Below are 18,518 nucleotides of genomic sequence, written 5' to 3'. Positions count from 1 at the left end.
CTCTCCCACGCCCGAAAGCTGGTCCGCCGCGTTCGGGTCCGTCCCGGACCTGGTGCCGGACGCGGTGCCGCTTCCAGTACTGGCAGCGGCGCCCGGCCCTGGGCCTGACGGGGCGCCGGAGGACGACCCGCAGGCCAGCCTGTCCTTTGCCGCGCTGAACCGGGTTCTCGCCAGCATGACGCCTGACATTGGCACGGATCTGTCCGCTGAGCCCGGCCGCAATCCGGGCGCCCTCCTGGCGCAGCGCCTGGAGGCTGCCGACGGCAGCTGGTGGACGCCTGCCTGCCTCCTGCTGCGCGACTGGTATCTCGCGGAGCTCGGCCGCGGGATCAAGGCCCCCTCCGTCCAGCGCTACCACCACGCCGTGGCGCTGCGCTTCTCTGCCGTGGCGGGCGGGTTCGACCCGCAGCATGCGGAGGCGGGAGAGCTGGCGGATCTCTATGCTGCCGTGATCGACAGCGACATCCGCAGCGAGCGCGAGCGCGGCTACCTGCGCCGCGTCCTGCGCCGCGTCCACGACTGGGCGGAGGCGTGCGGCCGCGTGTCCGGCGAGGCACAGCAAGGGCCCCGCAAGCGCGGGGCCCTTCGCGTTCCGGGAGAGGCCTGCGCGATCGCGGCAGGGCAGGGGCTGCGCCAGCGCACAGGCACGGGGCGCGCGCCATGTTGCCCTTGCGGTGCCGGATGCTATTTTGGCCGGATGACCCGAGCCGCGCTTCCCGAGAATTTCGCCCCGCTTTCCGCCCTGCCTGACGCGCTGGTGGAGGCCATGGGCCGCTGGGTCCGCCAGCAGCCGGGCGATGCCGAGGGCTGGAGCTTCCGCGTCGGCCGCCATGTCGGCCGCAAGGGCGGGCGCGGCCGGGTGATCCTGCAGGCAACGGATGCGCAGGGGCGCGACATCGCCATCAAGGCGCACCAATCGCGGCTGCGCAACATCGGCGAGTACCGCGCGCTGGCAGCGATGGCAGCGGCAGTGCCGGACACCGTGCGGCCGATCCATCTCGATGCCCGCGGTCGGTTCATGGCGGTGGAATGGATCGACGGGCCGCGGCTGGCCGAGATCATCGGCGGGTCGGCGCGCGAGGAGCTGCTGGTCCGCGCCGGAAACTGGCTGGGCCGCCTGCACCGCTCCGGCGGCCGTCCCGGTCCGGCCCGTACGGCCGGCCAACCACACCGCGAAACGGCGGGCCGCGCGGAAGGCCCAGCCGATCGGACGGGGCCCTGGCGGGCCCCGTCTTGGCTTCCGCTCAGCGCGGATCGAACTTGTTCAGCGGGATCTTCAGGTACTGCGCGCCGTCCGCCTCCGGCTCCGGCAGGCGCCCGCCGCGGATATTCACCTGCAGCGCGGCCAGCATCAGCTTGGGCAACGGCAGCGTCGCGTCGCGCTCGTCGCGCCGGTTGCGGTAGGTGGCCTCATCCGGCGCATCCTTGAGATGCTTGTTCGATGCCTTGTGCTCGGCCACCGTCGCCATGCAGGCGGCCTGGCGGCCCGGCGCGTAGTCGTGGCCGACATAGAGGCGCGTGTCCTCCGGCAGGGCAAGGATGCGCATCAGGCTGCCATACAGATCTGCCGAGGAGCCGCCCGGGAAATCCGCACGCGAGGTGCCGCTGTCGGGCATCATGAAGGTGTCATGCACGAAGGCCGCATCGCCCGCGACATAGGTGACCGAGGCAAGCGTGTGGCCGGGCGAGAACATCACCTCGACCGGGATCTCGCCCAGCATGAACCGCTCGCCATCGGCGAAGAGCCGGTCCCACTGGCTGCCATCCGTGGGCAGGTCCGGGAGATTGTATAGCCCCTGCCAGAGCCTCTGCACCTTGACGACATGCTCGCCGATGCCGCGCGGCACGCCGCCGAGCTGCTCCGACAGCCAGACCGCCGCGGAGAAATGGTCGGCATGCGGATGGGTGTCGAGAATCCACTCGACCGAAATCCCCGCCTCGCGCACGTAATCGAGGATCTTCTGCGCATTGGCGGTGGAGATGGCGGCGGCAAGCGGGTCGTAATCCAGCACCGGATCGACGATCGCGCCCGCCATGGTGGCGGGATCGTGGACCACGTATTGCCAGCTTCCGGTCGGTTCGTCCCAGAATGCCCGGACCTCGGGATGAGCGGCCATCGCCCTGCTCCTTCGCTGATGCTGTCACTCAGCATGCGAGATATGCAGGACAATGTTCTGCGCAACTGCGGCAAAACGGAACCTGCGTTCCGCCTGCCGCAGGCCTCACAGGATGCGGATCAGCCCGTTCTCGGTGACGATGCCGTCGAGCGGCTGGTCGGTCGGCTCCTGCGGCAGCGCGTCGAATTCCTGCGCGGCATAGGCGAAGCCGTAGGCGCGGACCGGACCGAGCGCGCGCAGCTTGTCGAGCGTGCGGTCGTAATGTCCGGCCCCGTAGCCCATCCGCCCGCCCTTGCCGTCGAAGGCCAGCATCGGCACGACCAGCACGTCCGGCACCACCTCGGGCGCCTCGACCGGCGCAGAGGTGCCGAAGCCCGCCGATTGCAGCGCCACGCCCGGGCTCCAGAGATGGAAGCTCAGCGGATGGCCGCGGCCATGGGTGACCGGCAGGCAGAGCCGGTGCGCGGCGAGGCGGAGCGCCGCCGTCACGCGCCGACCGCCGCATCGGCAAGCTGCGCCGCGATCCGGCCGGCAAGGTGGGCGCTGTCCTCTTCGATGCCGAGGAAGCGGCCGGAGCCCCAGGTGTTGAGCCATCCGAGCCCGATGAAATGCAGCCCCCGATGCGCCGTCACGCCGCGGTCGAAGACCGGCTTGCCGCGGGCGTCGAAGACATCGGCCTCGATCCAGCTGTAATCGGGCCGGAAGCCGATCGCCCAGAGCACCGAGGTCACGCCCGCTTCGGCAAGGTCCAGCTCCACCGGCTCATCGGCGGGCTCCCAGAGCTTGGCGAAGGGCGGCTCCTGCGGGGCGTCGATGCCCTCGCGGGCAATGTACGCGTCGATCAGGTCGCGGATGCCGCAATAGGAGCGGTCGGCATCGTCGAGATTCTTCGCCAGATCCGGCAGGAAGCGGACCCGCGTGCCGTCCATGTCCGCCAGCGATCCGTGCAGCGCGACTCCCTCCTCCACATGCCAGCGGCGCAGGTCGATCTCCTTGCCGCCGTCGCGGCCCGACATGTAGTGGTTGGTCTGGGTCATCGCCTTCGCCGGATCGGGATGCTCGGCGATGGTGACGGCGTAATGCCCCATGTCGTGCAGCCAGTCGGTGGCGTCGCGGCCGCGATACTTGCGCGGGCTGCGCGGCGCGGGGCCGACGGCCAGATGCACCTTGCGGCCGGCGCGGGTGAAATCCTCCATCAGCTGCACGCCGGACTGGCCGGTGCCGACAACCAGCACGCGGCCTTCGGGGAATTGCCCGGGGTTGCGGTAGTCGACCGAATGCATCTGGAAGATCGCCGGGTCGAGCGTCTTCGCATAATCTGGCTCGATCGGCATGTCGTAGCCCCCCGTCGCGATCACCACCTGATCGGCGCGCCAGGTCCCGATCGAGGTCTCCACATCGAAGCCGCCCTCGCACGGCGCGACGCGGGTGACCTCCACGTCCTCGCGCAGGTCGGGGGCGGTCTTTTCCGCGAAGGCGTCGAGATAGTCCGTGATCTCGTCTTTCGGCATGAATCCGTCGGGATCGGTGCCGCCATACTCCCCGTCATAGTGGAAGTCCGGCAGGCGGCACTGCCAGTTCGGCGTCACGAGGCAGAAGCTGTCCCAGCGGTTGGCCCGCCAGGAATGGAATCGGACATGGCGCTCGAAGACGAGGCTTGCGATGCCCTGCTTCTTCAGTTGCCAGGCGACGGAAAGCCCGGCCTGGCCGCCGCCGACGATGGCGACGGGAATGCGGGACGTTGCGAGGTCCTTCATGGCGGGATCCTTCATTGGCTGATGGCGAGGCAGGCGATTTCCGCGCCCGGCGCCTCGCCGATGGCGGCGGCGCGGGCTTCGATGGCGTCGAGCTGCGCCATCGCCGAGCTGCAGGCGAAGCCGTATTTGCGCTCCACCCGGTTCGAGGCGCGCTCCATCGCGATGCGGGCGCGGTTCAGGAAATCGGGGACCGGATAGCTCTGTCCGGCGGTGAACAGCTCGGCCACGACGGAGGAGGGCGAATAGAGCCGCTCCTCGGCGCCGTCGGGCCAGCGGACGGTCCAGTAGGTCTCAGGCATGGGGGACTCCGAGGTCGAGATAGGGGGTGGCGGCGTGATCCCAGAACAGCGCGCGGTCATCGCCGTCGGCCAGAGTAACCGACGAGCCCGCAAGGACGCGGCCGATGGCATTGGCGTCGAGGCCGCGGGCGGCGAAGCGGGCGCAGACTGCATTGGCGTGCTGCGGCGCGACGGCAAGCAGGTAGCCGAAGCTGGGGAAGCTGCGCAGCCAGCGCTCGGGATCGATGCCGGGCGGCGGGGCGAGCGCGGCGAGGTCGATCTCGATGGCGACCCCCGAGCATTCCGCCAGCATCAGCGCCGTGCCGATGATCCCGCCCTGGCTGACATCCTTGCCCGCGCGGACCAGCCCGGCCTCCGCCAGCTCCGGCAGCAGCGCCAGGTCGGCCCTCAGGCGGGAATGCGGCGCATCGAGCGCGGCGCAGAAATTGTCGAAATTGACGTAGCGCCCGCGCGGATCGGCGGCAGCGATCAAGAGGTCTCCGGGCTGCGCGTCGAAGCTGGTGATCAGGCGTTCCGCCTTTCCCAGGACCGAGACGGCGAGGCCAAGCGCAGGCGCGCCGAAATTCGTGTGGCCGCCGGCCAGCGGGACGCCATAGGCCTCCGCCGCATCTCGCAGCCCGTCCATCAGCGGCCGGGCGGCTTCGGCGGAAGGCGCCCAGATCTGGTCGAGCACGGCGGTGGCGCGCCCGCCCATCGCGGCGATGTCGGAGAGATTGACCATCACCCCGCACCAGCCCGCGAACCACGGGTTGTCTGCCACGAAGCCGGGGATGAACCCTTCGCCCGCCAGCAGGTCCCAGCCCGCGCCGTTCGGCAGCGCAGCGGCATCTGGACACCGGCGACAAAAACCTTGAAAAACACCGCGGGCACGAACCGGTGGCACATCCGCTGGCAACTCCGGCGGCAGGCAAGGAACGGCGGTTCCGGCAGCGCGCATCGATGATGTTCCATCCGCGCCCGGTTCCGCAGGGCTTCCCCTTGCCTGACCATGCCGGTGGCGGATCGCGGCCAGCGCGCATTGCCCAGGGACCGACCGGGCCGGGTGCCTTGGCACGATCTTCTCGTGCCTCCGGAACACGATCACCGGCCGTTCGCGGGCGCTCCCCAAGCGCGGGCCTTCCCCGCCCGCCTGTCGCCGGAAAATCACGGTCCGCCGCCAGCGAAGCGATCTTGCCGGGACACCCGCGGGTCCTTTGGCTTTCCACGGGCGTGCCGCCGACGGGTGCGAGGACCGGCTGCCTGCCATGCGGCACCGGCCTTGGCCGCGGCGGCAGAGCGATTCTCCGTCCAACGCGCAGGATCAGCCGAAGACCGACCAGCCGGCCTGCCGTGCCAGGCGCTCGGCCGCATAGGTGCCCATCTGCGAATTTCCGTAGCCGTTCAGCCCCGGCGACCAGATCGCGATCGAAGCCCGGCCCGGCGCGGCCAGCAGGATGCCGCCGCCGACCCCGGACTTGCCCGGCAGCCCGACCCGGAAGGCGAAGTCGCCCGAGCCGTCGTAATGGCCGCACATCATCATCAGCGCGCTGATCCGGCGCGCCTTGACCGGCGAGAGCATCGCCGGGGCGCCCGGAAGCCCGGCGATCACCCGCCCCGCGCGCGCAAGCTGCACGCAGCTCATCTCGATGGCACATTGATGGAAATAGGTGCCCAGCGTGATCTCGGGCGGGTTGCGCAGGTTGCCGAAGGATTTGAGGTAATTCGCCAGTGCCACGTTGCGGTAGCCGGTCTCGGCCTCGGAACGCGCCACCGCCTTGTCGATATGTATGTCCGGGTCCTCGGCCGCCCCGCGCAGGAAGCCGAGGATCTCGGCCAGTGCCTCCTTCGGCGCACGTCCGGCGAGCAGCTCGTCGGTGGTGACCAGCGCGCCCGCGTTGATGAAGGGATTTCGCGGCCGGCCCTTCTCGTCCTCCAGCGACAGGATCGAGTCGAAGCGCCGCCCCGAGGGCTCGCGCCCGACCCGGGTCCAGATCTGCTCGCCGATGCGGCCGAGCACGCAGGCCAGCGAGAACACCTTCGACACCGACTGGATGGAAAACCGCTGCTCCGCCTGCCCCGCCGCAGCGAGGCTGCCATCGGCCAGCGCAACCGCGATGCCGAACTGCGCCGGGTCGATGCGCGCCAGCTCGGGGATATAGGAAGCGACCTCGCCCCAATCGCCTGCCGCGCGGATCTCGGCGTCGAGCTCCCGCAGGACCTGCTGCAATGCTGCGCTCACCGCCGCTCTCCTTATGCCCGCCCTGCCCGATGCATAGCCGCCGCCGCGGCCCGCGGGCAAGGAAAAGGCCGGGTCCCGCCCGCGGCGGTCCCGGCCCTGCTGTCCCGTCCGTCTCCGGATCAGGCGGCGCGGCGCGTCCATGTCATATCGAGGCCCAGTCGGTGAAGCGCCAGGTCTCGGGGGCGCGGCGGCCGGGATGGCTGGGGGCGGGGCGGTTGCGGGGTTGCGGGGCTTTCATGTCGGTCTCCTCCGGGATGGTGCGGGGTTGCTGTCCTTCGATGGAAACAGGATGCCGCCCGGAAGTTTCGGACCGTTGTCCGGCGGTGTTTCAATTGTTACGTGCCCCCTCCGGCGCAAACGGGAAGCCCCCGCAGGCGGCGGGCCTGCGGGGGCTGCGGCGGCAGGGCGGGCCGCGCCGGGCGGAGGGTCAGGCGAACAGGAAGTCCGAGGCGTGGAGCGTGCTCACGTTCTCCAGCTCCACCGTGCCCTCGCCGAACAGCAGCAGCGCGCTGTCATGGGTGAACCAGATCGACGCGTCGCCATGGTCGAGCTGGCCGTTGCCGTTGGTGTCGAGGTCGCTCCAGTGACCGATCGCGCTGCCGTCCCAGGCATGCAGCCCGTCGAGCATGACGGCATCCTCGCCATGGGTGAAATCCGTCACCCGGTCGAAGCCGAAGCTGTCGCCGCGGTCGCGGAAGACGAAGACATCCTCGCCGCCTGCCCCGGTCGCCGTGTCGTCGCCGAAGCCGCCCTCGAACCAGCTGTCGCGGGCATCGCCGATGAAGGTGTCGTCCGTGCGGCTGCCGATATAGCTCTCGAAATCGACCAGCTTGTAGATGTCGTCGCCGATCCTCGCATCGTGGTTGTAAGGGCCGGCATTGCCGAAATCGATCAGCACGGAATTGTACATGCCGCTGAAGTCCACGGTGTCGAAGCCCGCGTCGCCATGGTAGATGTCGGCGCCGCGGCTGGCATAGACGATGTCGTCGCCGTCGCCGCCGTAAATGAATTCGCGGTAGCCGCCGAACCCGCCGTTGCTGGTGCGCATGAAGTCGTCGAAGCGGCTGCCGACGAAGGTCTCGAAGCCCGAGAACTCGTCCAGCCCCATCTGCTCTCCATCGACCCAGGCCCCGGCCCGGCCGTAATGCGAGCTGACATAGACGGCGATGTTGCTGTTCTCGTAGCTCAGCAGTCCCGCCCTTCGCCGCCGTTGTAGTAGTCCGGGCTGACATCGCGGTCGTAGATGCTGGCGGTGGCATAGACCGTGTCCCAGTCGTCGCCGGCATAGACTCGGTCGCTGCCGGTCCCGGCATAGATCACGTCCTCGCCCGCGCCGCCATGGATCAGGTCGTCGCCCGCCTCGCCATGCAGCACGTCATCCCCGTCGCCGCCGTCGAGCGTGTCGTTGCCGTTGCCGCCCCAGAAAGTGTCCTCGCCGCGGGCGCCGATCAGCTGGTCGTCATCCTCGACGCCGCAGGCGAAGGAGCCGCCGTCGCCGGCGTGGAAGATATCGTCGCCGCCATGGCCCCAGAAGATGTCGAAGCCGCCGGTGCCGTAGAAGATGTCGGCTTCGTGCGACCCGGTGACATAGTCGTCCCAGTAGCTGCCATGGATTTCCTCCAGCCCCTCGAAGGAGATCTCGAAGGGATCGACCGAGCTGGGCGCCCAGTCGGTCACCGTCCCGTCCATCAGGTCGAAGCGGAAGCCGCGGTCGCCATCCGCCTCCCCGGCCAGCCCGCGGAAATCGCCGATGTCGTAGCCGTCGCCGCCCTCGACATGGTGGTCCGCCTTCGAGTTGACGTTGAAGCGGTCGTCGCCGGTGCCGCCATAGGCCGTGACCCGGCCGCGGCCGTTGATGTTGATCACGTCGTTGCCGTCGCCGCCATGGGCGGTGTGGTCGGCATCGCCGTAGAAGCTGATCGTGTCATTGCCGCCATAGCCCAGCACCAGGGTGGGCGACGGGCTGGTGATCAGCAGGAAGTCGTCTCCCGCGGTTCCGGCCACGACGGCCGCGGCCACTCCGGTGAACCCGTCCTTGTCGGCGGTGCTGGTGTCGAGCATCTTCATCTGTCTCTCCCGTGATCTGCTGCGGGGCGCGTCCGGCCCCCTGTCCGTTGATGGGCCGAGTTTTGGCGGCTGCGCTTTTCCGCCCGATGTCAGCGGCCGGGCCGCGATGTTTCGATTGTGGCGGCCGCGTAACCGCGCTGAAACGCGGGACGCGCGCGGCCCGGAATACCCGACCACCGCGCCGCAGCCCCCTGCCCCGGCAGGACGCTTGTCCCGCCGCGGCGCCGCGGCTACGATTCTCCGGCAAGGACGCAAGGAGGACGACATGCGCATCGGCACGGCAATCGGACGCGGCAGGCTCGCCGGAAGCGCGGCACTGGCGGCGGCAGTTTTCATGCTCGCCTCCTGCGCGCCCTGGGCGCAGGACTACCCCAAGCCCGAGACCTTCGCCCTCGCCGATACCGGCAGCACCTTCCTCGCCCGCCAGGCGCAGCGCCTCGGCGACCCGAAGGACGGCCGCTCGGGCATCCGGCTGGTCGCGGACGGACCGGAGTCGCTTGCGCTGCGGCTGGTGCTGGCCGACCGGGCGGAACGCTCGATCGACGCCCAGTACTACCTGCTGCATGACGATGCCTCGGGGCATCTCTTCGCATGGCACCTGCTCAAGGCGGCCGATCGCGGCGTGCGGGTGCGGCTGCTGATCGACGACATGGACACCTCGGGCTACGACGCGATGATGGCCGCGCTCGGCAAGCACCCCAATTTCGAGATCCGCCTCTACAACCCGTTCCGCCGCGGCCCCGGCAAGATGATCGCCTCGGCCTTCGAATTCGACCGGATCAACCGGCGGATGCACAACAAGTCGATGACCGTCGACAATGTCGCCACCATGATCGGCGGCCGCAACATCGGCGACGAGTATTTCGCCGCCCGCACCGAGAGCAACTACAACGATCTCGACCTGCTGGGCGCCGGGCCGGTGGCGCGCGAGGTCTCGACCATCTTCGACAGCTACTGGAACAGCGAGCAGGCCGTGCCCGCGGGCGCCGTCGTCACCGACGGCAAGAGCGGCGCGCTGACCCTCGACGAGGCCCGCGCCAAGCTGGAGCGGCTCGCCAATGCCGCCGGCGGCAGCGAATACGGCAGCGCGCTGAAGCACGCGGTGCGCGAAAGCCTGGTGAACGGCCGGCTTGATCTCGACTGGGTGCCGGTCGAGGTGATCTCCGACCCGGTGGAGAAGACCGCCGGCGAGGCCCGGCAGGAGGACATCGTCGCCGCGCGGATGCTGCCCTATGTCCGCGGCGCGCAGAAGGACCTGTTCGTCGCCTCCGCCTATTTCGTCCCGCGCGACCGCGGGGTGGCGCTCTTGACCGGGCTTGCCCGGCGCGGCGTCGATGTCACCGTGCTGACCAACTCGATGGACTCCACCGACGTGCTGCCGGTCTATGGCCATTACGCCCGCGACCGCGAACCGCTGCTCGAGGCCGGGGTCAATCTCTGGGAGCTGCGCGCCGACGGCTCGCGCCCCGACCGGGCGCGGCTCGGGCTCGGCCAGTCGCTGTCGTCGCTGCATACCAAGGCCTTCGCCATCGACCGCCGCTGGCTGTTCGTCGGCTCGTTCAACTGGGACCCGCGCTCGGTGCTGATCAATACCGAGATGGGCGTGCTCATCGACTCCCCCGCCATCGCCGCCGAGGCCGTGCGCCAGTTCCAGGCCGGCATCCGCCGCAACGCCTACCAGCTGCGGCTCGGCACCGACGGCAATCTCGAATGGCTCGAACACACCGCGGACGGCCGGATCCTCGTGCATCGCGACGAACCCGCCGAGTCCGGCTGGCGCAGCTTCAAGAGCCGCATCTACGGCGTCCTGCCGATCGGAGGCCAGCTCTGACGCCTTGGCCAATGCGGCGGTTTTTCGATTTATATCGAAACAAACCGCCGTCACTTGCCTCGCCCCCTCACGTCCGGTAACCTGCCGAAAAACATCGAGCAGGGAGGCGGAGACGCCATGGACGACACTGAACGCCGGCCGGCCCCGGCCGCGCCGAGCGCTGCGATGGAACAGCTCGCCGAGGCCGCGCAGGATTACGCCCGCGCCTCGGCTTCCGACAACACGCTGCGGGCCTATGCGCAGGACTGGGCCGATTTCTCGCGCTGGTGCCGGCTGCGCGCACCAAAATTGAGTCAGAGCCGAAAGGGGACCCGGTTTAAGCTCCGAATAGGGACCCGCTTTTCGGGTCTCAAGCTGGCCCGACGCGGCGCAGCTTTCAGGTGGCGCAGCCGTGTCGGGCCAGCTTGCTTGAGCTCAGGCGCGGTTCTCGAAGCGCCAGCTCTCGTTGCCTGTTTCTAGGATCTCGCAGTGGTGGGTGAGACGGTCGAGGAGCGCGGTTGTCATCTTGGCGTCGCCGAACAGCGAGCCATCGCGTCGCCACTGGTCCGAGACCGATGGCGAACGGGCCATTCGCCGAAGGCCGGGGTCGCCGTGACGGTGATCGAGGTGCATTCGCAAGGGCGGCGGATCAGGTGACGGAGCAGCTGCCCTCCGGTCCGGGCAAAAGGGAGACAGCCGGGCGCGCCGAGGATCGGGAAGTCGAGGCGTCCCAGCAGGTCGGCTGTCCGCCCTTGGCGGTCGGCGCGCGCTGCGGCGTCGCGCTTGTTGGCGAGGCCGGCGGCGTTGAGGGGCGCGCCGTCGCGGCGCCACTGGTCCGGGACCGATGGCGCCCCCGTTTGCCGCGCCGGATGCAGGCCCGGGCGATGCCAACGGCGAAGTGATCTTGTACCGGTAGCGCAGTGCGTTTTTCCGGGTTCGGGCGGCGATGGGACTCCTGTCGGCGCGGCGCGTGGCACGAATGGCGTCCGGCACGGTGTAGCGTGCAGCGACAATCGCCCTTGCCTCGGCGAGGGTGATCTCGCGTCCGTCCCGGTCGCGGAGGATGCAGGGCTTGCCGGATCGCAGCACGCGAAAGATGCGGTTGACGAGCCGGTTGGCGACGGCGCAGAGGGCCTGCTCGTGATGATGCCCCTGCCGGTCACCAGCCGCCAGCAGACCTCGGCCAGGCCGGGGCCGATCTTGCGGGCCGTGTCTGCGGCGAGCATCAGGGCGCGCTTGATGCGGTCGTTTCCACCCTGCGTGATCTTCTGGCCGGGCCGTTCCGTTCCGCCGCTGTCCGACCGGCGCGGGAACAAGCCGCGGAAACCGCGGATGTGACGTTCGGACCGGACCCGGTCGGCGCTGTGGAGCAGGCCGGACAGGACCGGCGCGAGATGGCGTCCGGCTCCGGGGATGGGGCGCAGCACATCCCCGGGCTGCAATTCGGTGCAAAGCGCCTCGATCTTGCGATCCAGTTCGGCGCGCGCGGCCATGTGAGCGTTCAGGACGCCGGCCTCGATGGCGATTTCTGCCTGCAGCTCGGCGGGGCCGACATGCCTGCGGTGCAGGTCGCGGGCTTCGCGGGCGGCCCGGCGCAGCCCCTCGACGAGGGCGTCGGCGAAGGGGCCGCCATGGGGGGATTGCCGCTGGCATGCCTGGCGATGAAGGTCGCGATGGTGGTCTTGCGCGCCTTGAGGGTCACTTCGGGATCGACCCAGCGCTGCAGCAGCGCGGCCGGGAGGCGGGTGCCGAGGTCGGGCAGGACGCGCTCCAGCGCCGGGGATGCCCAGCGGATCAGGCCGAGAAGCCGGCGCTTGGCCGCGGCGATCGCATCCCGGAAGCGGCTGCGCTGCTTGGTCAGGCGCTGCAGGGCGTGGCTCTTCGGGGCGGGACTATGGAGCGGATCGAGCTCCGGTCCCCCGAAGCCCGGACTGGCGGCCAGCACCTGCGCATCCGCAAGATCGGTCTTGGCGTGTTCGGAGAGATGGCGGCGCAGCGCCCTGACGCGCTTGCCCTTGACGCGGGTCGCGGCGATCCCGCTGTCGGCGAGCCTGTGCGCAACGGGGAACCAGCTCATTCCGGTGGGTTCCATGACGGCAAGGACGCCGTCGCCGGTGCGGATGCCCTCGATCGCCCGCGCCAGGAAGGCATCGAGCGAGGCTGCGTCGTGCCGGAAGCGGACCGGGCGGCCGACTGGCCGGCCGTTGCCATGGATCTGGGCGACATGATCGCCCCTTGTGGCGAGATCGATGCCGATGGTTCTGTTGGTCATCGTGAATATCCTTGCCGGAGAAGAACCGCACGCCGCCGGCACAGCCAGGCATGTCATTCGTGGCCGTGCTCCGGCGGGAAGCGGCGCCGCCATCGAGTAATCTCGGCGATCAGACGGGGGATGCGGGACTTCGGTTCCGCATCCTTCTCTTTTTGAAATGCGGACGGTTCCGGGGGCGAAAACCCCTTGCGAATCTGTCCGTTTCGCGCCAAAAGGCGCGACCCCCAAGACCTTCGGGAATGCAAGTGGGGCGCATAATGATGTGCGCTCCACCTCTCGTTTCCTAAGCCGCGAAAGCATAAACACATGCAAAGCCAAAACATTCGCATCCGGCTGAAGGCGTTTGACTACCGGGTTCTGGACGCCAGCACCCAGGAAATCGTCAATACCGCCAAGCGCACGGGCGCACAGGTGCGCGGGCCCATCCCGCTGCCGAACAAGATCGAGAAATTCACGGTTCTCCGCGGTCCGCACGTCGACAAGAAGTCGCGCGACCAGTTCGAGATCCGCACCCACAAGCGTCTGCTCGACATCGTCGATCCGACCCCGCAGACCGTCGATGCTCTGATGAAGCTCGACCTGGCTGCCGGCGTCGACGTCGAGATCAAGGTGTAAGGAGAGTATAGGACTATGCGCTCCGGTATTATCGCCAAGAAGGTGGGCATGACCCGCCTGTTCATGGAAGACGGCCGCCAGATCCCGGTGACCGTGCTTCAGCTCGACACCCTGCAGGTGGTTGCACAGCGCACCGCCGACAAGGACGGCTATTCCGCAGTCCAGCTCGGCGCCGGCACTGCAAAGGCCAAGCGGGTTTCCAAGGCCATGCGCGGCCACTTCGCCGCCGCTTCGGTTGCGCCGAAGCGCAAGCTGGTCGAATTCCGCGTCGCTCCCGAGAACCTGATCGAGGTCGGGGCCGAGATCTCCGCCGAGCACTATGTTGCCGGCCAGAAGGTCGACGTCTCGGGCACCTCGATCGGTAAAGGTTTCGCCGGTGCCATGAAGCGGCACAACTTCGGCGGCCTGCGCGCCTCGCACGGCGTCTCGATCTCGCACCGTTCGCACGGCTCCACCGGCCAGTGTCAGGATCCGGGCAAGGTCTTCAAGGGCAAGAAAATGGCCGGTCACATGGGTGCTGCCCGTGTCACCACGCAAAACCTGGAAGTCGTCCGCACCGATGCCGACCGTGGCCTGATCATGGTCAAGGGCGCGGTTCCCGGCTCGAAGGGTGGCTGGGTCACCGTCAAGGACGCCGTCAAGAAGAAGCTGCCGGAAGGCGTGCCGTTCCCGGCCGCTCTGAAAGCTGCGGAAGCTGCGGCCGTTGAGGCCCCCGCCGAGGCTCCGGCCGAAGGAGGGAATGAATAATGAAAGCTCCCGTTATCAAGCTCGACGCGGGTGAAGCCGGCGAAGTCGATCTGAACGACGACATCTTCGGCCTGGAGCCGCGTGCGGACATCCTGCACCGTGTGGTCCGCTGGCAGCGTGCGCGCATGCAGCAGGGCACCCACAAGGTGAAGACCCGCTCGGAGACCAGCTACTCGACTAAGAAGATCGTGCGCCAGAAAGGCTCTGGCGGCGCCCGTCACGGCGACCGCAACGCACCGATCTTCCGCAAGGGTGGCGTCTACAAGGGCCCGACCCCGCGTTCGCACGAGCACGACCTGCCGAAGAAATTCCGCAAGCTCGGCCTGAAGCACGCGCTGAGCGCGAAGCAGAAGGCGGGTGAGCTGATCGTGATCGAGGACGCGAACCTCGCCGAAGCCAAGACCAAGCTGCTCGCAGCTGCGGTCAAGAACCTCGGCTGGAAGCGTGCGCTGGTCATCGACGGCGCGGCAGTCAACGAGAACTTCGCCAAGGCCGCGGCCAACATCGAAGGTGTCGATGTGCTGCCGAGCCAGGGCGCCAACGTGTACGATATCCTGAAGCGTGACACCCTGGTCGTCACGAAGGCAGGACTCGAAGCTCTGGAGGCTCGCCTGAAATGAGCGTGAAGCCGGAACATTACGACATCGTCCGTCGTCCGATCATCACCGAGAAGGCCACCATGGCCTCCGAGGCCAACGCGGTTGTCTTCGAAGTCGCCATCGACGCGACGAAGCCGCAGGTCAAGGAAGCAGTGGAAAACCTGTTCGGCGTCAAGGTGAAGGCCGTGAACACGACCATCACCAAGGGCAAGGTCAAGCGCTTCCGCGGCATGCTGGGCAAGCGCAAGGACGTCAAGAAAGCATACGTGACGCTCGAAGAGGGCAACACGATCGACGTCTCCACCGGTCTCTGATCCGGTTGGAAAGCTTCGGGAGGGCCTCCGCTATGCGGGGGCCCTTTTTTACATGCAATTCTGGGTTGATCTGTGTCATTGAAGCGGCGGGCCCGTCGGCCGACGCTCTCGGGAGGTTACCGGGAGGGACGGAAATGATGGTGCGGAATGTGACGCTTGCCCTTGCGCTCGCTGTCGCCTTGGTCGGCAGCGGTCCCTGCGCGGCGGCGGATGCCAGGATGCGGTACCATGACGGAGTCGAGAGCGCGGTGATCCCGTGGAAGAGCGGGCCGAGAACCGACCTCTTCTACGCGATCGGAAAGATCGACGGCATGCTGGCGGTCTGCGGTGCCTTCGTTCAGCGCGAAGCGGACAAGCCGGGCTATGATGTGGACAAGGCCCTGGCGGACATGTCTGTCAATGTGAGGCGTATCCCGGCGGTGGACACGCTGTCCTTCTTCGCGGCGCGCAAGGACCGCGCCGATCTCGAGCTTCCGGTCTGCGCTGCCGGGTCACGTCACGGCCCTGGAAAAACAATTACGGTTCCGCAGTTCCGGAACTTTCGGCGCCGTCCTGGATCGTGCTTGGCGACCGCTGAGCTGCCTGGCCCGGCAAGGCGGAGAGCGGACATTCGGAGCGGAAGTGCTTCAATCGGATCGTCTCCTCTGGACGCGGTGTCACCCTTCTGTTAAACGCGGCGGACCTGAACGGCCTCGGATTCGCTCCGGGGCCGCAGCTTTTGAATACGGGCACCTACGGGGGCCTACATTACTGGGACCTACGGGGCCCTCTAACAACGGAAGACAGAAACTATGGCACTCAAGTCGTATAAACCGACGACGCCTGGCCAGCGTGGGCTGGTTCTGATCGACCGTTCGGAGCTTTGGAAAGGGCGTCCGGTCAAATCCCTCACTGAGGGTCTGACCAAGTCGGGCGGCCGGAACAATACCGGACGGATCACCTCTCGCCGTCGTGGCGGTGGCGCGAAGCGCCTGTACCGCGTCGTCGATTTCAAGCGTCGCAAATTCGATGTGGCGGCCACCGTCGAGCGGATCGAATACGACCCGAACCGGACCGCCTTCATTGCGCTGATCAAGTACGAAGACGGCGAGCAGGCCTACATCCTCGCGCCCCAGCGTCTTGCTGTCGGCGACAAGGTCGTGGCCTCCGCAAAGGCAGACATCAAGCCGGGCAACGCAATGCCGTTCTCGGGCCTGCCGATCGGCACGATCGTCCACAACATCGAGATGAAGCCCGGCAAAGGCGGCCAGATCGCCCGCGCTGCAGGCACCTACGCCCAGTTCGTCGGCCGTGACGGGGGCTACGCCCAGATCCGCCTGTCGTCGGGCGAACTGCGTCTGGTCCGCCAGGAATGCATGGCCACCGTCGGTGCCGTGTCGAACCCGGACAACTCGAACCAGAACTTCGGCAAGGCCGGCCGCATGCGCCACAAGGGCATCCGTCCGTCCGTCCGCGGTGTTGTCATGAACCCGATCGACCACCCGCACGGTGGTGGTGAAGGCCGCACCTCCGGTGGCCGTACCCCGGTTACCCCGTGGGGCAAGGACACCAAGGGCATGCGCACCCGCAACACCAACAAGGCGTCGCAGAAGCTCATCATCCGCTCGCGTCACGCCAAGAAGAAGGGCCGCTAATCCATGGCACGCTCCGTTTGGAAAGGGCCTTTCGTGGACGCTTACGTCCTCAAGAAGGCCGAGAAGTCCCGGGAATCCGGGCGCAACGAAGTCATCAAGATCTGGTCGCGCCGTTCGACGATCCTGCCGCAGTTCGTGGGTCTCACCTTCGGCGTGTACAATGGCCACAAGCATATCCCGGTGAACGTCTCCGAGGACATGATCGGCCAGAAGTTCGGTGAATATTCTCCGACCCGGACCTATTACGGTCACGCGGCGGACAAGAAAGCGAAGCGGAAATAAGCCATGGGCAAGGAAAAGAATCCCCGCCGCGTGGCTGAGAACGAGGCAATGGCGAAAGTCCGCATGCTTCGCACCAGCCCGCAGAAACTGAACCTCGTCGCGCAGCTGATCCGCGGCAAGAAGGTCGAGAAGGCCCTGGCCGACCTCACCTTCTCCGAGAAGCGGATCGCGGCAGACGTCAAGAAGTGCCTGCAATCGGCGATCGCCAACGCAGAGAACAACCACAACCTGGATGTGGATGAGCTCGTCGTGGCAGAAGCCTTCGTCGGCAAGAACCTGGTCATGAAGCGCGGCCGTCCGCGGGCGCGTGGCCGCTATGGCAAGATCATGAAGCCGTTCAGCGAGCTGACCATCAAGGTCCGCCAGGTCGAGGAGCAAGCCTAATGGGTCATAAAGTCAATCCGATCGGCATGCGTCTCCAGGTCAACCGCACCTGGGACAGCCGCTGGTACGCAGACACCAAGGACTACGGCGACCTTCTTCTCGAGGACATCAAGATCCGCGAGTTCATCAAGAAGGAATGCAAGCAGGCCGGCGTCAGCCGCGTGATCATCGAGCGCCCGCACAAGAAGTGCCGCGTCACGGTTCACACTGCGCGTCCGGGCGTCATCATCGGCAAGAAAGGCGCGGACATCGAAGTCCTGCGCAAGAAGCTGGCCGCGATGACCGCCTCCGAGCTGCACCTGAACATCGTCGAAGTCCGCAAGCCGGAACTCGACGCGCAGCTGGTTGCCGAATCCATCGCCCAGCAGCTGGAGCGCCGGGTGTCCTTCCGCCGTGCCATGAAGCGCGCGGTGCAGAACGCCATGCGCATGGGCTCGCTCGGCATCCGCGTGAACGTCGCCGGCCGTCTGGGCGGCGCCGAGATCGCGCGCACCGAGTGGTACCGCGAGGGCCGCGTTCCGCTGCACACGCTGCGGGCCGACATCGATTACGCGACCGCCGAAGCCATGACGCCCTACGGCATCATCGGCATCAAGACCTGGATCTTCAAAGGCGAGATCATGGAACATGATCCGTCCGCACGGGATCGCAAGGCGCAGGAGCTGCAGGACGGTCCGTCCCCCCGCGGCGCCGGCGGTGATCGTCGTCGCAACCGCGACAACGACCGGTAAGGAATAAGATAATGCTTCAGCCAAAGCGTACGAAATTCCGCAAGCAGTTCAAGGGCCGCATCCATGGCGAAGCCAAGGGTGGGTCCGATCTGGCCTTCGGTCACTACGGTCTGAAAGCGGTGGAGCCCGAGCGCGTCACCGCCCGCCAGATCGAGGCAGCCCGCCGTGCCATGACGCGTCACATGAAGCGTCAGGGCCGTGTCTGGATCCGGATCTTCCCGGACCTGCCCGTGACCTCCAAGCCCACCGAAGTCCGGATGGGTAAAGGTAAAGGTTCGGTCGATTACTGGGCCTGCAAGGTCAAGCCGGGCCGGGTGATGTTCGAGCTCGAAGGCGTTCCGGAAGCAACCGCCCGCGAGGCGCTGCGTCTGGCCGCCATGAAGCTGCCGATCAAGACCCGCGTCGTGGTCCGCGAGGACTGGTAAGACCGGATCGCGCAAGCGAGACAGTTCAGGGGCCCCTGCCGAGCGATCGGCGGGGGCCTTTGCTTTGCCGCTTGACCGAAATCGCGGGGCCGGAAAGGATGGCGGGGCGGTTTCCCGAGTGATTTCAATCCATGGTCCATTCCGATGCCCGTCCTTCCCCGCAAGCCGGTTGTCCGGACGAGATCGGCCCAGAGGCCTTCCGGCGGGAAGTCCTGATCGCCATAGCGGCATGGTCCTCGTCGGCTTC

General features: G+C 67.6%; 20 protein-coding genes and 2 pseudogenes. 11 read left to right on the top strand and 11 right to left on the bottom strand.

Going from position 1 to position 18,518, the window contains the following annotated elements; genetic code table 11:
• Positions 1 to 1,244 precede the first annotated feature (1,244 nt).
• The 8 genes from C7T91_RS22110 to C7T91_RS38070 form a co-directional block, all read right to left on the bottom strand.
• Positions 1,245 to 2,117, bottom strand: coding sequence for an MBL fold metallo-hydrolase (locus tag C7T91_RS22110; RefSeq protein ID WP_108261226.1), 873 nt, complete (start codon positions 2,115 to 2,117; stop codon positions 1,245 to 1,247).
• A gap of 105 nt (positions 2,118 to 2,222) precedes the next feature.
• Entirely contained in the window at positions 2,223 to 2,606 is a 384-nt protein-coding gene (locus C7T91_RS22105; protein WP_161556049.1) for a 5-formyltetrahydrofolate cyclo-ligase, read from the bottom strand.
• The gene (locus tag C7T91_RS22100; RefSeq protein WP_108261703.1) at positions 2,603 to 3,874 is read right to left on the bottom strand and encodes an MSMEG_0569 family flavin-dependent oxidoreductase; all 1,272 of its coding nucleotides are present in this window, start codon (positions 3,872 to 3,874) and stop codon (positions 2,603 to 2,605) included. The genes C7T91_RS22105 and C7T91_RS22100 overlap by 4 nt, the downstream gene beginning before the upstream one ends.
• 11 nt (positions 3,875 to 3,885) lie before the next feature.
• Positions 3,886 to 4,173, bottom strand: coding sequence for an MSMEG_0570 family nitrogen starvation response protein (locus C7T91_RS22095; protein ID WP_108261222.1), 288 nt, complete (start codon positions 4,171 to 4,173; stop codon positions 3,886 to 3,888).
• Complete coding sequence (locus C7T91_RS22090) at positions 4,166 to 5,110, bottom strand: sll0787 family AIR synthase-like protein (protein WP_108261220.1); 945 nt, start codon at positions 5,108 to 5,110, stop codon at positions 4,166 to 4,168. Before C7T91_RS22090 ends, C7T91_RS22095 begins: the two co-directional genes overlap by 8 nt.
• Positions 5,111 to 5,473: 363 nt before the next feature.
• On the bottom strand, positions 5,474 to 6,391 hold the full coding sequence (locus C7T91_RS22085) for a glutaminase (RefSeq protein ID WP_236638407.1): 918 nt from the start codon (positions 6,389 to 6,391) through the stop codon (positions 5,474 to 5,476).
• 427 nt (positions 6,392 to 6,818) lie between these two features.
• Positions 6,819 to 7,499 (bottom strand): calcium-binding protein, encoded by a 681-nt coding sequence (locus C7T91_RS22080; RefSeq protein WP_108261216.1) that lies wholly within the window; start codon positions 7,497 to 7,499, stop codon positions 6,819 to 6,821.
• Between the two features lie 77 nt (positions 7,500 to 7,576).
• Complete coding sequence (locus tag C7T91_RS38070) at positions 7,577 to 8,458, bottom strand: calcium-binding protein (protein ID WP_161556048.1); 882 nt, start codon at positions 8,456 to 8,458, stop codon at positions 7,577 to 7,579.
• 265 nt (positions 8,459 to 8,723) lie between these two features.
• Here C7T91_RS38070 and C7T91_RS22070 point away from each other — a divergent pair, with 265 nt between their 5' ends.
• Positions 8,724 to 10,289 carry a phospholipase D family protein gene (locus C7T91_RS22070; protein ID WP_108261212.1) on the top strand — a complete coding sequence of 522 codons (1,566 nt, stop codon included), beginning with the start codon at positions 8,724 to 8,726 and terminating at the stop codon, positions 10,287 to 10,289.
• 414 nt (positions 10,290 to 10,703) lie between these two features.
• Here the strand turns inward: C7T91_RS22070 and C7T91_RS22065 are convergent.
• The 3 genes and pseudogenes from C7T91_RS22065 to C7T91_RS33770 form a co-directional block, all read right to left on the bottom strand.
• Positions 10,704 to 11,169: pseudogene (locus C7T91_RS22065) on the bottom strand (ATP-binding protein); the annotation flags it as partial.
• Between the two features lie 310 nt (positions 11,170 to 11,479).
• Positions 11,480 to 11,761 (bottom strand): annotated as a pseudogene (locus C7T91_RS33775) (transposase); the annotation flags it as partial.
• A gap of 8 nt (positions 11,762 to 11,769) precedes the next feature.
• On the bottom strand, positions 11,770 to 12,540 hold the full coding sequence (locus C7T91_RS33770) for an IS110 family transposase (RefSeq protein ID WP_201742196.1): 771 nt from the start codon (positions 12,538 to 12,540) through the stop codon (positions 11,770 to 11,772).
• A gap of 306 nt (positions 12,541 to 12,846) precedes the next feature.
• On the opposite strand from C7T91_RS33770, the gene rpsJ reads away from it, so the two are divergent.
• The 10 genes from rpsJ (at position 12,847) to rplP (ending at position 18,271) form a co-directional block, all read left to right on the top strand.
• Positions 12,847 to 13,155 carry a 30S ribosomal protein S10 gene (rpsJ, locus tag C7T91_RS22055; RefSeq protein WP_108261210.1) on the top strand — a complete coding sequence of 103 codons (309 nt, stop codon included), beginning with the start codon at positions 12,847 to 12,849 and terminating at the stop codon, positions 13,153 to 13,155.
• A gap of 15 nt (positions 13,156 to 13,170) precedes the next feature.
• Positions 13,171 to 13,902 (top strand): 50S ribosomal protein L3, encoded by a 732-nt coding sequence (gene rplC / locus C7T91_RS22050; protein WP_108261208.1) that lies wholly within the window; start codon positions 13,171 to 13,173, stop codon positions 13,900 to 13,902.
• Positions 13,902 to 14,522: a 50S ribosomal protein L4 gene (gene rplD / locus C7T91_RS22045; RefSeq protein WP_108261206.1), complete on the top strand. Its 621-nt coding sequence runs from the start codon at positions 13,902 to 13,904 to the stop codon at positions 14,520 to 14,522. The genes rplC and rplD overlap by 1 nt, the downstream gene beginning before the upstream one ends.
• Positions 14,519 to 14,815: a 50S ribosomal protein L23 gene (locus C7T91_RS22040; protein ID WP_108261204.1), complete on the top strand. Its 297-nt coding sequence runs from the start codon at positions 14,519 to 14,521 to the stop codon at positions 14,813 to 14,815. The genes rplD and C7T91_RS22040 overlap by 4 nt, the downstream gene beginning before the upstream one ends.
• Positions 14,816 to 14,949: 134 nt before the next feature.
• On the top strand, positions 14,950 to 15,486 hold the full coding sequence (locus C7T91_RS22035) for a hypothetical protein (RefSeq protein WP_108261202.1): 537 nt from the start codon (positions 14,950 to 14,952) through the stop codon (positions 15,484 to 15,486).
• Positions 15,487 to 15,606: 120 nt separating this feature from the next.
• A complete protein-coding gene (rplB, locus tag C7T91_RS22030) occupies positions 15,607 to 16,449 on the top strand; it encodes a 50S ribosomal protein L2 (RefSeq protein WP_108261200.1) in 843 nt (280 codons plus the stop codon).
• Positions 16,450 to 16,452: 3 nt separating this feature from the next.
• Complete coding sequence (gene rpsS, locus C7T91_RS22025; protein WP_035839238.1) at positions 16,453 to 16,731, top strand: 30S ribosomal protein S19; 279 nt, start codon at positions 16,453 to 16,455, stop codon at positions 16,729 to 16,731.
• A gap of 3 nt (positions 16,732 to 16,734) precedes the next feature.
• Positions 16,735 to 17,115 (top strand): 50S ribosomal protein L22, encoded by a 381-nt coding sequence (gene rplV / locus C7T91_RS22020; protein WP_108261198.1) that lies wholly within the window; start codon positions 16,735 to 16,737, stop codon positions 17,113 to 17,115.
• Entirely contained in the window at positions 17,115 to 17,846 is a 732-nt protein-coding gene (rpsC, locus tag C7T91_RS22015) for a 30S ribosomal protein S3 (RefSeq protein ID WP_108261196.1), read from the top strand. Before rplV ends, rpsC begins: the two co-directional genes overlap by 1 nt.
• An 11-nt stretch (positions 17,847 to 17,857) precedes the next feature.
• Positions 17,858 to 18,271, top strand: coding sequence for a 50S ribosomal protein L16 (gene rplP / locus C7T91_RS22010; protein WP_108261194.1), 414 nt, complete (start codon positions 17,858 to 17,860; stop codon positions 18,269 to 18,271).
• The last annotated feature ends 247 nt before the right edge of the window (positions 18,272 to 18,518 follow it).

Source organism: Mangrovicoccus ximenensis (assembly GCF_003056725.1).
Taxonomy (GTDB): Bacteria; Pseudomonadota; Alphaproteobacteria; order Rhodobacterales; family Rhodobacteraceae; genus Mangrovicoccus; species Mangrovicoccus ximenensis.
This window is presented reverse-complemented; position numbering and strand designations above follow the sequence as displayed.

What these genes read in the sequence shown, in the direction of transcription:
- C7T91_RS22110 (WP_108261226.1), bottom strand. Translation starts at nt 2,117, where the DNA reads ATGGCCGCTCATCCCGAGGTCCGGGCATTCTGGGACGAACCGACCGGA.
- C7T91_RS22100 (WP_108261703.1), bottom strand. Translation starts at nt 3,874, where the DNA reads ATGAAGGACCTCGCAACGTCCCGCATTCCCGTCGCCATCGTCGGCGGC.
- C7T91_RS22095 (WP_108261222.1), bottom strand. Translation starts at nt 4,173, where the DNA reads ATGCCTGAGACCTACTGGACCGTCCGCTGGCCCGACGGCGCCGAGGAG.
- C7T91_RS22090 (WP_108261220.1), bottom strand. Translation starts at nt 5,110, where the DNA reads ATGCGCGCTGCCGGAACCGCCGTTCCTTGCCTGCCGCCGGAGTTGCCA.
- C7T91_RS22080 (WP_108261216.1), bottom strand. Translation starts at nt 7,499, where the DNA reads ATGGGGCTGGACGAGTTCTCGGGCTTCGAGACCTTCGTCGGCAGCCGC.
- C7T91_RS38070 (WP_161556048.1), bottom strand. Translation starts at nt 8,458, where the DNA reads ATGAAGATGCTCGACACCAGCACCGCCGACAAGGACGGGTTCACCGGA.
- C7T91_RS22070 (WP_108261212.1), top strand. Translation starts at nt 8,724, where the DNA reads ATGCGCATCGGCACGGCAATCGGACGCGGCAGGCTCGCCGGAAGCGCG.
- C7T91_RS33770 (WP_201742196.1), bottom strand. Translation starts at nt 12,540, where the DNA reads ATGACCAACAGAACCATCGGCATCGATCTCGCCACAAGGGGCGATCAT.
- rpsJ (WP_108261210.1), top strand. Translation starts at nt 12,847, where the DNA reads ATGCAAAGCCAAAACATTCGCATCCGGCTGAAGGCGTTTGACTACCGG.
- rplC (WP_108261208.1), top strand. Translation starts at nt 13,171, where the DNA reads ATGCGCTCCGGTATTATCGCCAAGAAGGTGGGCATGACCCGCCTGTTC.
- rplD (WP_108261206.1), top strand. Translation starts at nt 13,902, where the DNA reads ATGAAAGCTCCCGTTATCAAGCTCGACGCGGGTGAAGCCGGCGAAGTC.
- C7T91_RS22040 (WP_108261204.1), top strand. Translation starts at nt 14,519, where the DNA reads ATGAGCGTGAAGCCGGAACATTACGACATCGTCCGTCGTCCGATCATC.
- C7T91_RS22035 (WP_108261202.1), top strand. Translation starts at nt 14,950, where the DNA reads ATGATGGTGCGGAATGTGACGCTTGCCCTTGCGCTCGCTGTCGCCTTG.
- rplB (WP_108261200.1), top strand. Translation starts at nt 15,607, where the DNA reads ATGGCACTCAAGTCGTATAAACCGACGACGCCTGGCCAGCGTGGGCTG.
- rpsS (WP_035839238.1), top strand. Translation starts at nt 16,453, where the DNA reads ATGGCACGCTCCGTTTGGAAAGGGCCTTTCGTGGACGCTTACGTCCTC.
- rplV (WP_108261198.1), top strand. Translation starts at nt 16,735, where the DNA reads ATGGGCAAGGAAAAGAATCCCCGCCGCGTGGCTGAGAACGAGGCAATG.
- rpsC (WP_108261196.1), top strand. Translation starts at nt 17,115, where the DNA reads ATGGGTCATAAAGTCAATCCGATCGGCATGCGTCTCCAGGTCAACCGC.
- rplP (WP_108261194.1), top strand. Translation starts at nt 17,858, where the DNA reads ATGCTTCAGCCAAAGCGTACGAAATTCCGCAAGCAGTTCAAGGGCCGC.